Source organism: Enterococcus sp. C102(2024), from assembly GCF_040888205.1.
GTDB lineage: Bacteria > Bacillota > Bacilli > Lactobacillales > Enterococcaceae > Enterococcus > Enterococcus faecalis.
The window spans coordinates 129,863-142,925 of the sequence record NZ_JBFOHH010000001.1 but is presented as its reverse complement, the minus strand read 5'-3'; the positions used below and the strand labels follow the sequence as shown (position 1 = coordinate 142,925).

At 38.7% G+C, this 13,063-nt stretch carries 11 protein-coding genes and 1 other RNA gene; 2 read left to right on the top strand and 10 right to left on the bottom strand.

The features are described from left to right. Nucleotides 1-18: 18 nt before the first annotated feature. The 9 genes from AB3I34_RS00815 to AB3I34_RS00775 form a co-directional block, all read right to left on the bottom strand. Nucleotides 19-1,317, bottom strand: a complete 1,299-nt coding sequence (locus AB3I34_RS00815; RefSeq protein ID WP_002390091.1) for a Sapep family Mn(2+)-dependent dipeptidase — start codon at nucleotides 1,315-1,317, stop codon at nucleotides 19-21. Next, nucleotides 1,314-2,078 carry a GntR family transcriptional regulator, LSA1692 subfamily gene (locus AB3I34_RS00810; RefSeq protein ID WP_002357984.1) on the bottom strand — a complete coding sequence of 255 codons (765 nt, stop codon included), beginning with the start codon at nucleotides 2,076-2,078 and terminating at the stop codon, nucleotides 1,314-1,316. The genes AB3I34_RS00815 and AB3I34_RS00810 overlap by 4 nt, the downstream gene beginning before the upstream one ends. A 172-nt stretch (nucleotides 2,079-2,250) precedes the next feature. Further along, nucleotides 2,251-2,898 (bottom strand): endonuclease III, encoded by a 648-nt coding sequence (gene nth / locus AB3I34_RS00805; protein ID WP_002357985.1) that lies wholly within the window; start codon nucleotides 2,896-2,898, stop codon nucleotides 2,251-2,253. A 14-nt stretch (nucleotides 2,899-2,912) separates the two neighbouring features. Next, a complete protein-coding gene (locus AB3I34_RS00800; RefSeq protein WP_002361632.1) occupies nucleotides 2,913-3,629 on the bottom strand; it encodes a DnaD domain protein in 717 nt (238 codons plus the stop codon). Nucleotides 3,630-3,661: 32 nt separating this feature from the next. Beyond that, nucleotides 3,662-5,158 carry a carboxypeptidase M32 gene (locus tag AB3I34_RS00795; protein WP_010712302.1) on the bottom strand — a complete coding sequence of 499 codons (1,497 nt, stop codon included), beginning with the start codon at nucleotides 5,156-5,158 and terminating at the stop codon, nucleotides 3,662-3,664. An 18-nt stretch (nucleotides 5,159-5,176) separates the two neighbouring features. Further along, nucleotides 5,177-6,340: a class I SAM-dependent RNA methyltransferase gene (locus AB3I34_RS00790; protein WP_002357989.1), complete on the bottom strand. Its 1,164-nt coding sequence runs from the start codon at nucleotides 6,338-6,340 to the stop codon at nucleotides 5,177-5,179. Nucleotides 6,341-6,577: 237 nt separating this feature from the next. Further along, an RNA gene (rnpB, locus tag AB3I34_RS00785) (RNase P RNA component class B) lies at nucleotides 6,578-6,946 on the bottom strand. Nucleotides 6,947-7,053: 107 nt separating this feature from the next. Beyond that, complete coding sequence (gene gpsB / locus AB3I34_RS00780) at nucleotides 7,054-7,464, bottom strand: cell division regulator GpsB (RefSeq protein WP_002357990.1); 411 nt, start codon at nucleotides 7,462-7,464, stop codon at nucleotides 7,054-7,056. Nucleotides 7,465-7,557: 93 nt separating this feature from the next. Beyond that, nucleotides 7,558-8,100 (bottom strand): DUF1273 domain-containing protein, encoded by a 543-nt coding sequence (locus AB3I34_RS00775; protein ID WP_002360568.1) that lies wholly within the window; start codon nucleotides 8,098-8,100, stop codon nucleotides 7,558-7,560. A 62-nt stretch (nucleotides 8,101-8,162) separates the two neighbouring features. Here AB3I34_RS00775 and recU point away from each other — a divergent pair, with 62 nt between their 5' ends. After that, nucleotides 8,163-8,780 carry a Holliday junction resolvase RecU gene (gene recU / locus AB3I34_RS00770; protein ID WP_002388848.1) on the top strand — a complete coding sequence of 206 codons (618 nt, stop codon included), beginning with the start codon at nucleotides 8,163-8,165 and terminating at the stop codon, nucleotides 8,778-8,780. Between the two features lie 41 nt (nucleotides 8,781-8,821). Next, on the top strand, nucleotides 8,822-11,158 hold the full coding sequence (locus tag AB3I34_RS00765; RefSeq protein WP_010712301.1) for a PBP1A family penicillin-binding protein: 2,337 nt from the start codon (nucleotides 8,822-8,824) through the stop codon (nucleotides 11,156-11,158). An 83-nt stretch (nucleotides 11,159-11,241) separates the two neighbouring features. Here the strand turns inward: AB3I34_RS00765 and AB3I34_RS00760 are convergent, their stop codons facing one another. Continuing rightward, complete coding sequence (locus AB3I34_RS00760) at nucleotides 11,242-12,852, bottom strand: CTP synthase (protein ID WP_002357995.1); 1,611 nt, start codon at nucleotides 12,850-12,852, stop codon at nucleotides 11,242-11,244. Nucleotides 12,853-13,063 lie beyond the last annotated feature (211 nt).

The window sequence follows — 13,063 nt, the reverse complement described above, 5'->3', positions numbered from 1 at the left end:
GTGTATCTTCTATTGGTTTTACGCTTCTGTTAATGCAATCATCGCTTGCATATAGATTTCCAGATTAAGCAGTAAATCTTTTTCATCCATATATTCATCTTGGTTATGCGCAATGCCTTTTTGACCAGGAAATGACGGACCAAAAGCAACGATATTCGGCATAAAGCGAGCATACGTAGCACCTGTAGTTGTAACTGGCGTCCCATCTAAGCCAGTAATTTGTTCATAAACCTTGGTTAATTTTTGAACATTGCGCTCATCTTTTGGAAACAACGTACTAGGGAGACGGCGGATGACAGTCACTTCACTTTCTGGAAATAGTGCCTTTGTTAGCTGCGTGGTTACTTCATTTTCTGTAATAGAAACAGGATAACGCACGGCCAATGATAACACCAATTGCTGTCCTCGTTTTTCCAACGCATAGGGCGTTAAAATCAATTGCCCACTATCCTGATCCTTAAAGTCTAGAGCTACTCCTTCCCCATAGTGCTTTTCGTGAAAACTAGCGGTTAACCAGTCGAAATACTGTAATAAATTTCCTTTGACTAACTGTTCCTCGCTAATTTTCTGTGCCAATAAAGTAATCGCGTTTTTGCCTAGTTCTGGCGCATTGGAAGGAGCACGTTTTCCCGTGATTGCTGTTGTTTTTCCTGCAATCACCACACTTAATTGATCAGGTACGTGGTCTTTTGCTTGATCACCCATAATCTGACCAATTTGTTCACTTGAATCATCTGGGATGGTCGTTGTGATTTCATAATTAACAATCCCTCGCTCCCCATAAACTACTGGATATTTACAATCTGGAGTAAATCCAAAAACGGGTGCGTTTTCCTTCTCTAAATATAAGGGGATATCTCCACTCCCACTTTCTTCATCCGTGCCAAACATTAAGCGAATGGTTTTCTTTGGTTGGTAACCAAGTTCTTTCAGTAATTTCATTCCATACAGGCAAGCCAATATAGGACCTTTATTATCTAGAATTCCTCTACCATACAAACGTTGATTTTTTTTCGTTAATTGAAAGGGCGGCACTGACCAGCCAGAACCTTCTGGTACTACGTCTAAATGACCAATAATCCCCAGATATTCTTCCGCTGTTCCCCATTGCGCGTAGCCAACTGCGTCATTGACAATCTCAGTTTGAAAGCCATAACGCTCTGCAAGTTTCAGCGTTTCTTCCAAGGCTCTTTTCGGTCCTTCGCCAAAAGGTGCCTCTTTTTTAGGCGACCCTTTCACACTTCGAATCGCCATAATTTTGTTTAAGTCTTCATAAAATAAATCTTTTTGAGCGGCTATTTCTTCTTTTATCTTCATTCGTTCCAAGAACCTCCTAGCTCCACTTGGTTGTTTTCAGACGGGCTATAGCGGGTCAGTGTGTTTTTAAACGTGTACCGATCTGCTCGATATAAAGAGACATCATATAAAATGGGGGTTGCATCAAGCGCATAGGTGATAGAGTGGACTTGTAAAAGTGGTTGGCCCACAGGAACATTCAATAATTCTGAAATTTCCGCTTCAACTAAGATTGCTTCAATTTCTTGATGCGAATAAGCAATCTCGACGTTCTTCTCGATTAAGCAGAAAAGAGAGCCCTCAAAGTCTTGCTTCGTATGGCCTTGTACGTATGCCTGTGGCAAATAAATTTTTTCAACTGTCATTGGCTCGCCGTCTAACATTCGGCGGCGAATCAGTTCATAAATCGCCTCATTTTTGCCCACTTGGAGCGCCTCCCGAATTTTCTCAGCGGGATGTACTACTTCTTCAAAGGAAATGACTTCTGTCTGGCTTTTTTTCCCGTAAGCTTTGGCTGCCTCAGTAAAACCTTGTAAGCCAGCACGACCACTTTGAATTTTCGCTTGCGACATCACATAACTACCTTTACCATGTCGTTTTACCAAAATATTTTTGCGAATCAAATCATCAATCGCTTTACGGATGGTCAAGCGACTGCAGTTATATTCTTTAGCTAAATCATATTCTGAAGGTAATTTTTGTGCACTTACATACAGACCGTCTCGAATCTTCTTTTCAATTTCTGCAGAAATTTGCTTAAATTTAGGTGCATTTTCTGTCATTTCATCGCCTATCTTTCTTCAAAAAAATAAATTTCCTAGTATATACCACACTGTCTATACTAAATCAATTTTTAAGAAACCGCAATCATTTGTTGCGTTTCTTAAACATCAAAAAAGAAAGCGAGCCACAAGTCGGTTGGACTTGTGACTCGCTTTCTTAGGAAAAAATGTGTTATTTCCCTTTCATCCGTTCTTTGCCTTCTTGACACATATAGAGTAGCGGACAGGCTTCACATTTAGGCGCTCTTGCTAGGCAGTGATAACGTCCAAAGAAAATCATGGTATGGTGCGTTTTCACCCAGAGTTCTTTCGGAACTTTACGCATTAAGGTTTGCTCAACTTCAGTAACATTCGCATTTAGCTTACAAATTCTAAGGCGCTTGGACACTCGTTCCACGTGTGTATCTACTGCAAAAGCCGGTTCGCCGAAAGCATCTCCCATTACTACATTGGCTGTTTTTCTCCCCACGCCAGGTAAACTGACCAGTTCATCTCTGGTTTGCGGAACTTCTCCATTGAAACGTTCTAAAAGTTGTTGTGCGCACGCTTTAATATTTTTTGCTTTATTGCGATATAAGCCAATGGTTTTTATTTTAGCAATAATCTCCTCCACCGGCGCAGCTGCTAAAGCTTCTGGTGTTGGAAAAGCTGCGAATAAACCAGGAGTCGCTTTATTTACCGATACATCGGTTGCTTGCGCACTTAAAATCACAGCAATTAATAATTCAAAAGGATTCTTATGTTTTAATTCACATTCTGCATTTGGAAACATCTCATACATAATTTCAATAGCTTCCATCGTTTTCTCTTTTGATAGCATGGCCCACCTCCTTTTTATTCACTGTCTTCTGGATTTAACCAATTGTGTAATGTAACCTTTGGTAGCGCTTCTTGTGTCTGACCTTGTTGTTCAATCTCATTTTGAATCATAGAATCTTTTCGTTTTTTCTGATCAGCAGCCACTTGTTCTTTGGTGGTAATATTTTTACGCTCCCACGCAAGTAAAATACGATCAATATATTTCAAACTATAGGCCTGATTTAAAACGGCTTCTCGCAACGCTAAACGGATTAATTCAGGGGAATAATGGTCCGTGTTCAACCACTGACCAATCATTTCTAATTCAATGGGTGAAAGTGGACGTCCGAATTCTTTTTCAAAGCCTTGATAAAGCTGTTTAATTTCATCTTCGTGATTTGCGACAACTTGTTTTTCTTTGCTCGTTTGTAAAAATAATTGAATCTTTTGAAAAACAGGCAGTAAATCATACGTATCCATCATTTGACCTTTTTGGTTTTGTTGTGTTTCAATTCGAATAAAACCGCGAGAAACCAATTGATTTAATAACTTATAAATCGTATCTGGCGTTTTGCCCATCGTCTCTGCAATCGCCATTAAGTCTGGAAATAAATCGCCTGCATTTTGCGAACGAAAAAGTTGCAGTAAAAAGAGAAATTCATCATCTTTCAAACCAATTTTTTGGTAATGATCAAATAGTAAGTTTGAGATTGTTGTTTCACCAGCTTCTAAATATTCACGAATTGATAACATTGTTGTTGTCCACTTCCCCTTGCTTGTTTCACTTATTGCACTTGATAAACATCAAAATAAATAGCTTTCATATAATCAATTAAATAACTAGGATTCAATTCTTCTCCCGTTGCATCATAAATTAATTGATTTGGTTTACGTGAAGCGCCGTACTGATGAATATGTTGTGTTAACCATTTACGGATATCAGAATAATCCTCCGAAGCTAAAATTTCATCAACAGATAATTCTTGTTTCATTGCGTGAAATAGTTGCGCGGCATACATATAACCCAAGGCATAAGATGGGAAATAACCAAAGCTACCTCCAGACCAATGAACATCTTGAAGGACACCTTCTAAGTCATTTTCAGGTGATATGCCTAAGTACTCTTGGTATTTTTCGTTCCACACTTTTGGCAAATCAGCGACTTCCAAAGAACCATTAAACAACATTTTCTCAATTTCATAACGAATAATGATATGCAAAGGATAGGTGAGACTATCGGAATCAATCCGAATCAAACTTGCTTTCGTTTCTTTTAAAGAAGCATAGAAATCTTCAAAAGCAATATCATCAAAAGTACCTTCTGCGCATTCTTGGAAAAACGGGTATTGTTTTTGCCAAAAAGCCCGGTTGCTACCAATGATAATTTCATTAAAGAGCGATTGTGATTCGTGAATCCCCATAGAGGCACCTTCGCTTAGCGGCGTAAAGTCAAATTTAGGATCAAAATTTTGTTCATACATCCCATGACCCGCTTCATGAATCACACCAAATGTTGCCATTGAGAAATTATTTTCTTCCCAGCGCGTAGTAATCCGCGCATCATTTCGATTTAGAGCTGTCATAAATGGATGAACTGTATCATCTAATCGGCCTTTTGAAAAATCATAGCCTAATTGCTCAACCACACCAATCACAAAACGGCGTTGTTGTTCTTTGGTCATTTTTCTAGATAAAAAGTCAGTTCTAGGCGGCGTACCTTTTTCTGCTAAAACGGTCCGAATCTCTTGAATCCCTTGTTTTACTTGGTCGAATACTTGGTCTAGTTTCTCAACCGTCATCCCTGGTTCAAATTGATTTAATAACACATCATACGGAGTTTTTTCTTCTTTTTGCCAATAAGGAATGAACTCTTTTTGGAACGCAACGACCTTCGTTAAGGTTTCTTCTAACAAGCCGAAATCTTGTGCAGCGCGTGCTTTTAGCCAATCTGTATGTGCTTGGTTTAATACTTTAACATATTCTTGCATACGTTCAGCTGGAACATTTTTATTCAAAGCATATTCTTCTTTTACTTTTTCAAAAACCAGTTTCCCTAATTCAGATAATTCTTCAGGGCGTGTCTCAAAATAGGCCAATGCTTCTTGAATAACTGGGCCAATACTTCGTTCAAAATATAATCCGGTTAAATACCCTTCTACTTCTCCTCGAAAAGGACTACTTTTTTCTGGCATCCCAGTTGATGAATCCCAGTCTAATAATGTCAAGGCATTTTTTAGTAATTGAATTTCTTTCACTTCTTGTAAAAATACAGCTTCCTTCATTTTTTTACACCAGCTTTCTTAGTCTTCCCGTGGTTTTCTTGGTGGACGTGTTCCCCAGTATTGGAATAAATCTGTTCGTAAGGCTCCGTTGTAAAGCTTCCGTTTTTTAGTAGCTTTGGCACCATAATATTCTTCAAAAGCAAGATCACTCGTCAGTATATACTTGCTCCAAGTAGTTAACGGACGGAAAACATGGCCCATTTCTTTATACAAACGACGAACACTTTCCTCTTCTCCTAAACGCTCACCATAAGGCGGGTTAGCTACCATTACACCATATTCCTTCTCGGTTGTAAAATCTTTTAAGGCCAATTGTTTAAAGGTAATTGAATCACCTAAACCAACTTCCTCAGCATTCGCTCGTGCGACTTCAATCATTCGCCCATCAACATCTGAACCACAGATATCTAACTCAACATCGTAGTCTGCCTTTGCCTCGGCTTCGTTACGTACTTTTTCAAAAATTGCTGGATCAACCCAATCCCATGTTTCACAAGTGAAACTACGATTAAAGCCAGGGGCAATGTTATGGCCAATTAATGCTGCTTCAATACAAATTGTTCCAGAACCACAAACTGGATCATAAAAAGGACGATCTTTGCGCCAATTGGTCAACATCACTAAAGCAGCTGCCATGTTTTCCTTAAGAGGTGCGCCCCCCTTTTCAATGCGATAGCCCCGTTTAAATAAACTTGGCCCAGTCGTGTCCAACGTCAACGTCACTTTATCTTTTAGAAGAGCCACTTCTAATTTAAACAAAGCTCCTGTTTCGGTTAAAGGCACCGTCGCTGGACGATGGTAAACTTCTCTTAAACGGTTAACAATGGCTTTTTTGGTGATGGCTTGGCAATCAGGAACACTATACAATTTTGACTTAATTGATTTACCTGCAACTGGAAATTCTGCATCTAAAGGCAAATAATCTTCCCAAGGAAGTGCTTTAACTTTTTCAAATAATTCATCAAAACTATAGGCGTTAAATTCGCCAACGACGATTTTAATCCGATCTGCTGTTCGTAGCCATAAATTGGCAGTGGCAATTGTTTCAACAGTGCCTTCAAAGACGGCCCGGCCATTTTCTACTTCACAGGGAATCCCTAAATCACGCAATTCTTTTCCAACTAATGCTTCTAAGCCACTAGCAGCCGTTGCAACAAGTTTGAATGTTTTTTCTTTCGTCATAAAAACTCCTTCTTGACTCTTTTTTATTGTCTGGAGCTAACAGTCCTGCCGACTACTGCTCCGCTTGTTTTTTGTAATTGTCCGCTTTCTCTGAACTAAACGGTCCTGTCCCAGCCTCTTTAGAACAGACAGCTTACTACTTTTATCTCAGCTTCTTTATTTTAACATTTTTTTATTCTTTTCGTAAAAAAAGCCTTCACAACTACGTTGGAAGGTCTTCCTGAATTACTTGTAATTTTCTATAAGCCATGTTCTGTATCACCAATTCTTCAGGAAAAATTGGTGACGGTCATCATCTATCTGCAGAGTAAACTCTGCCTCTTCTACTCGTTCATTTCCTTTAGAAGAGCGCCCCTACCATTGTTTGGGTTGCTCGCTCGAGGGGTTTACCGCGTTCCACCGATGGAGTTTCCCACATCGCTTCGTCACTGTGGCACTTTCAAGGATACTTTGACATAGTCGAAACCTTAGTCATTTTTCCTGCCGTTACTCTAAAAGAGTACCTTAGCTTATGATTTCGCTAAGCACGAACACTACAAGCATCTCAGCTTGTGCGAGCATGGACTTTCCTCAGCTTGCATAAGCAAACCGCGATCACCCGAAAATTACAAATCTGTTTAAACGAACAGCAAAAATTTACACACTACAACAAGTGTCCGCTATTCTAACAAATGCTTTTTGTTCCTCGTGAAAGCTTGACTTAAATTGTCTTGTTAAAATTGACGTGTTTGTGCATTATCAACATCATGGTTCGCTGGTTCTGCAGTCATTGACGGTGCAGAAGGCGTTACAGGTGTTGAAGGTGTTTCATCTAACTTTTTACCAAAAACTTCACGCTCTAAGTTTGATAAACGTTTTAAAATATCAAAGTTGGTCACTGCTGCACTTTTTGGTACTTCTTGAGCAACACGAGGCGTTGGTTGGGCTTTTGATAATTGGTCTAATTTTGCCATTAAGCGGCTGTTTTCTTCTTGCAAGCTTAATAATTCTTTATTATAAGCTTCGTAGTCTTTAATAACATTGTCTAAAAATTCGTCTACTTCAATTGGGTCATACCCGTTCATCATTTTCGTTTTAAATTCTTTTTGTAAAATGTCTTTAGGACTATATACTAAATTTGCCATGTTTACACCTCATTTGTTTATTTACGATAGAAAATTTCATAGTTCCACAAATACTATTGTAACGAAAAATAGCTAGAAAATCAAACAGATTCTCTAATCAATCACCGAGTTTTGTAAATCATCCATTGTAATTAAGCGAATATCATAGGGTTCTCGTTCCGAAAAATGTTGTGCGTCCTTTAAAAAATACTCCGTTTTGCCAGGGTACTCTTTGTCATAAATAAGTAAGCTGCCCCCAGAATGTTCCAAAAGAAATTTTGTATGCATTTTTAATTGTGCTGGCGATTGATAAGGTTGGTGACTTACTGAGTTGATATAATCAGCCAAACTTTCCGCTTTCGTTAACAGTTCTCGATTTTGTTCATTCCAATTATTGCCAAAGTCTTTAAATGGATAAAGCAAACCTAACTGAACTTCTGGATATTCCGTTTTTAATTCCCCAACTACTTCAGCTGTCCAAAGTTCAACACCTAAATTGCCAGAAATCAAAATCCATTCTACTCCTGCTTCAATATAACTGGCTAACTCTTTTTTTAAGACATTTTTAATAACTGTGATTTTCGGGTCTTTTCCTTGAAATATCCCCAATTCAAAGCTGCGATAACCGGTGACATAGAGGGTTTTTATCATTTCCATAAGTCATCCCTTTTCTTTCAGGTCTTTTTTTTGGTATAATACAGGCTAGGAGTGTGATAAACGTGACGTTCCATTATCCTAACGGAATACCTTATAATCATCATGAAGCACAATCACCAAAAAAACAAGTAAAAAAGAAACGCCCCGTTGAATTTGGTAATCGCGGGATGGATTTCGAAGAAGCGATCAATCAAAGCAATCAATATTATCTATTGAATAAGCAAGCAGTCGTTCATAAGAAACCCACTCCTGTTCAAATTGTTAAAGTAGATTATCCCAAACGAAGTGCGGCTGTTATTAAGGAGGCCTACTTTAGACAAGCTTCAACGACTGATTATAACGGTGTATATCAAGGCCGTTACATAGATTTTGAAGCGAAAGAAACGAAAAACACCACGTCCTTTCCCTTTAAAAATTTTCATCAACATCAAATTGATCATATGGAACAATGTATAGCACAACAAGGGATTTGTTTTGTGCTATTATGGTTTTCAAGCTTAAAACGCTGCTTCTTTTTTAGTGGTGAAAATCTAATAACGCATTGGAAAAACCAAGCAGTTACTGGAAAAAAATCTATGCCGCTTGCACTCATCGAGAAAGAAGGAATTGAATTATCTTTTGGAATCGCACCGCGAATCCCTTATCTCGACGCAGTGGAACAATATATTCAGACACACTAGATTCATAAAGTTTTGAAAGTATAACAAAGGAGTTGCTATTTATGCCAACCGCAAATTCAGGCTCGCGAGCTGCTAGACATGCATCCAACACCTCATCGAAGTCGAGTTACAAGAAAAAGACACAACCACCGAAAAAGAAAAAACGGCTTGTTTTAAAAATCTTTCTTGGCTTACTTATCGCTGGGATGGTCGCTTTTTTAGCAGGCGTTGGTCTTTTTTGGTTCTATGCACGACAAGCCCCAAAATTAGAAGATGACAAACTGAATGCGACAGTTTCATCGAAGCTTTACGATATTAATAATGAAATTTTTGAGGATTTAGGCGCAGAAAAGCGTGAATTAATTCAACCAAATGATGTGCCTCAATTATTAAAAGATGCCATTGTTTCTGTCGAAGACCGTCGTTTCTATAAACACATTGGTGTGGATCCGATTCGGATTATCGGTTCTGCCCTTTCAAATGTCAAAAATGGTGGATTACAAGGCGGAAGTACCTTAACCCAACAATTAATTAAATTGTCTTACTTCTCTACAAAAGAATCTGACCAAACCTTGAAACGGAAAGCACAAGAAGCATGGATGGCTGTTCGTTTAGAACGTGAAAAATCAAAAGAAGAAATTTTAACTTACTACATTAACAAAGTTTACATGGCGAATGGTTTCTATGGAATGGAAACAGCGGCTGAAAATTATTATGGTAAACATTTATCTGAACTTGATTTACCACAAACGGCCCTACTGGCAGGAATGCCACAAGCGCCAAACTCATACGATCCCTATACAAAACCAGATACTGCTAAAGAACGTCGGGATGTCGTACTCTACACAATGTACGACAATAAAAAAATCTCGAAAGCAGAGTACGAAAAAGCCAAAGCTACCCCAATCGATGAAGGCTTAGTGCCGTTAAAAGCCAGTGATGACAATCGAAAAGTCGTAGATAATTACGTCAAAGAAGTAATCAATGAAGTGAAAGCAAAAACTGGTAAAAATGTTTACACAGACGGACTAGATATCTACACAAACTTAGATATGAATGCCCAAAAACAACTTTACGATATTGTCAACAGTGATCAATACGTTGCGTTTCCAGATGATAAAATGCAAGTAGCTTCAACCGTTATTGATGTTGCCTCTGGACAAGTCCGAGCTCAGATTGGTGGTCGTCACATTCCTGATGATGTGCAATTAGGAAACAATTTAGCTGTTAACACCCAACGTGATGTTGGTTCAACCGTGAAACCAATCATGGATTATGGTCCCGCAATTGAGAATTTAAATTATTCGACGGGTCGCCTCATGGTGGATAAACCAACGAAATATCCTGGTACTGACATTGATGTCTTCAACTCTGATTTAACATATCAAGGCGTCATTACTATGCGCCGTGCGATTATGGGTTCTCGTAACACAACCGCGGTCCAGACGTTTGATGAAGTTGGTAAAGAAAACATCATGCCTTTCATTAAAGGACTAGGAATTGACTATAAAAACTTAGAAGCGTCAAATGCCATTTCAAGTAACACAAGCGATGTAGATGGCGATAAATACGGGATTTCCTCATTGAAATTAGCAGCAGCTTATGCGGCTTTCGCCAATAACGGGATTTACAACAAACCGTATTACGTAAACAAAGTCGTTTTCAATGATGGAACTAGCGTTGATTATCAACCTGATGGTAAACGTGCGATGAAAGACTCTACCGCCTATATGATGACGGATATGTTAAAAGATGTTTTAAACGGCGGAACAGGATTTAACGGCGCCATTCCAGGCTTAATCCAAGCGGCCAAAACAGGGACTTCTAACTATACTGATGAAGATTTAGCGCGAATGGGCACAACAGAAAAAGGAATTGCCCCTGATAGTACCTTTGTTGGTTATACAACACACTATGCCGTTTCTGTTTGGACTGGATACAATGATCGAAATACACCAATCTATCAAGAATACTATGGGATTGCCTCGGATGTTTATCGTGAAATAATGAGTTACTTGTCTCAAAATGTTTCAAACGATGACTGGGTGCAGCCAGACAGTGTTGTGCGGGTAGGTAATGAACTCTACGTGAAAGATGCCTATGAGGTACCAAATGTACAAGTTTTACCAAGTACTACCTCTTCAGCACCACAGCCGGAATCTAGCAGTACGGTGGAATCCTCTTCCACAAAAGAAGTGGAAAGTTCATCAAGTTCTAGTTCAGAAAGTGCGCCTTCTTCCTCTGAAGCGCCACCATCTACCGAACAACCGGCAAGCTCTTCCTCAGCAGAGCAACCGGCAACATCGGAACAACCACCTGAACCATCAAGTTCTAGTTCACAAGAACCGCCGCAACCACCTGAAAGTAGTTCTAAACCAGATGAAAATAAAGCAGCATAAAAAGTACGGGGCTCATGATGAGCCCCGTACTTTTTTAGATTAAAAATGGACGAAGTGAACTGAATCACTTCGTCCATTTTTACTTATTTACTTTCTTTATTTGCCAAAGCTGCACCAACAAATCCTTTGATTAAGCGTTGTGGGCGATTTGGACGAGAAATTAATTCTGGGTGGAATTGACAAGCCACAAAGAATTGTTTTTCAGGAATTTCAACAATCTCAACTAAACGATTATCTGGTGAAACTCCAGAGAAAACTAAGCCATTTTCTTCAAATAATTGACGGTATTTGTTGTTAAATTCATAACGATGACGGTGACGTTCTTGGACAACATCTTCATTTCCGTATGCTGCCGCAGTTTTCGTTCCTTTTTTCAATTTACATGGATATAAACCTAAACGTAGTGTGCCACCTAAATTCTCGATGTTTTCTTGATCTGCCATTAAATCAATAATGTTATTTGTCACGTCAGGATTAGTTTCTGCAGAACCAGCATCTTCTAAGCCCACAACGTTACGACCAAATTCTACACAGGCCATTTGCATACCTAAGCAAATGCCAAGGAATGGTACGTCATTTTCGCGAGCAAAACGAATCGCTTCAATTTTTCCTTCAATTCCACGATCACCAAAACCACCAGGAACCAAAATACCATCTGCTGAACCAATTCTTTCAGCGACATTTTCAGCAGTTAATTCTTGTGAATCAACCCAATCAATTTCGATATCTGAATCAAAATCAAATCCAGCATGTTTTAATGCTTCTACAACAGAAATATAAGCATCTGGTAATTCAACATATTTACCAACCAGCGCAATTTTTGTTTTCTTTTTCAAGTTAAGAACTTTTTCTTCTAATGCACGCCACTCAGTCATGTCTGCAGCCGGTGCGTCCAATTTTAAATGATCACAAACAATTTGATCCATGTTTTGTGCTTGAAGTGCTAATGGAATGGAGTATAACGTTTCAACATCACGAGATTCAATTACCGCTTCCGGATTAACATCACAGAATTGCGCTAATTTGTTTTTAGTGTTTTGAGAAACAGGTAATTCCGTACGGACCACTAAAATATTTGGTTGAATCCCTAAACTTCTTAATTCTTTGACACTATGTTGTGTTGGTTTAGTTTTCATTTCGCCAGCCGCTTTTAAGTAAGGAATCAAGGTTGTATGGATGTACATTACGTTGTCACTACCCATATCAGCTTTCATTTGACGCAATGCTTCTAGGAAAGGTAATGATTCGATGTCGCCGACAGTACCACCTACTTCTGTGATAATCACATCGGCATCCGTCATTTTCGCTGCACGCATAATTTTTTCTTTGATTTCATTGGTAATGTGTGGAATAACTTGTACTGTTGCACCTAAGTATTCCCCTTTACGTTCTTTACGTAAGACTTCTGAATAAATTTTCCCAGTGGTTACGTTTGAGTATTTATTTAAGTTAATATCAATAAAACGTTCATAGTGACCTAAGTCCAAATCTGTTTCGGCACCATCATCTGTGACAAAAACCTCTCCATGTTGGTAAGGACTCATTGTCCCCGGATCCACATTAATATATGGATCGAATTTTTGAATCGTTACTTTTAATCCACGATTTTTTAATAATCGTCCTAAAGATGCTGCGACAATCCCTTTTCCAATAGAAGAAACCACGCCACCTGTAACAAAGATGTATTTTGTCATAATAGTTAAAAACCCTTTCTTTGATAATATTTTGTAGAGAGAAGTAAAACAACTTTGAGACTCTTACGTTTCTCCAAATAAAAAAGAAACAAAAATAGAAAAGCTCCCTATCCATTACGAATAGGGAGCTTGTAAGTTCGTTCAAACTTCTGACCTTCTTAAAGGTGCCCAAGTAGTATAATACAAGCAAACGGACATCAGGTCAAGTACT

Bases quoted from the DNA above. Each gene is read 5' to 3' on its own strand.
- AB3I34_RS00815 (WP_002390091.1), bottom strand. From the start codon at position 1,317: ATGAAGATAAAAGAAGAAATAGCCGCTCAAAAAGATTTATTTTATGAA.
- AB3I34_RS00810 (WP_002357984.1), bottom strand. From the start codon at position 2,078: ATGACAGAAAATGCACCTAAATTTAAGCAAATTTCTGCAGAAATTGAA.
- nth (WP_002357985.1), bottom strand. From the start codon at position 2,898: ATGCTATCAAAAGAGAAAACGATGGAAGCTATTGAAATTATGTATGAG.
- AB3I34_RS00800 (WP_002361632.1), bottom strand. From the start codon at position 3,629: ATGTTATCAATTCGTGAATATTTAGAAGCTGGTGAAACAACAATCTCA.
- AB3I34_RS00795 (WP_010712302.1), bottom strand. From the start codon at position 5,158: ATGAAGGAAGCTGTATTTTTACAAGAAGTGAAAGAAATTCAATTACTA.
- AB3I34_RS00790 (WP_002357989.1), bottom strand. From the start codon at position 6,340: ATGACGAAAGAAAAAACATTCAAACTTGTTGCAACGGCTGCTAGTGGC.
- gpsB (WP_002357990.1), bottom strand. From the start codon at position 7,464: ATGGCAAATTTAGTATATAGTCCTAAAGACATTTTACAAAAAGAATTT.
- AB3I34_RS00775 (WP_002360568.1), bottom strand. From the start codon at position 8,100: ATGGAAATGATAAAAACCCTCTATGTCACCGGTTATCGCAGCTTTGAA.
- AB3I34_RS00765 (WP_010712301.1), top strand. From the start codon at position 8,822: ATGCCAACCGCAAATTCAGGCTCGCGAGCTGCTAGACATGCATCCAAC.
- AB3I34_RS00760 (WP_002357995.1), bottom strand. From the start codon at position 12,852: ATGACAAAATACATCTTTGTTACAGGTGGCGTGGTTTCTTCTATTGGA.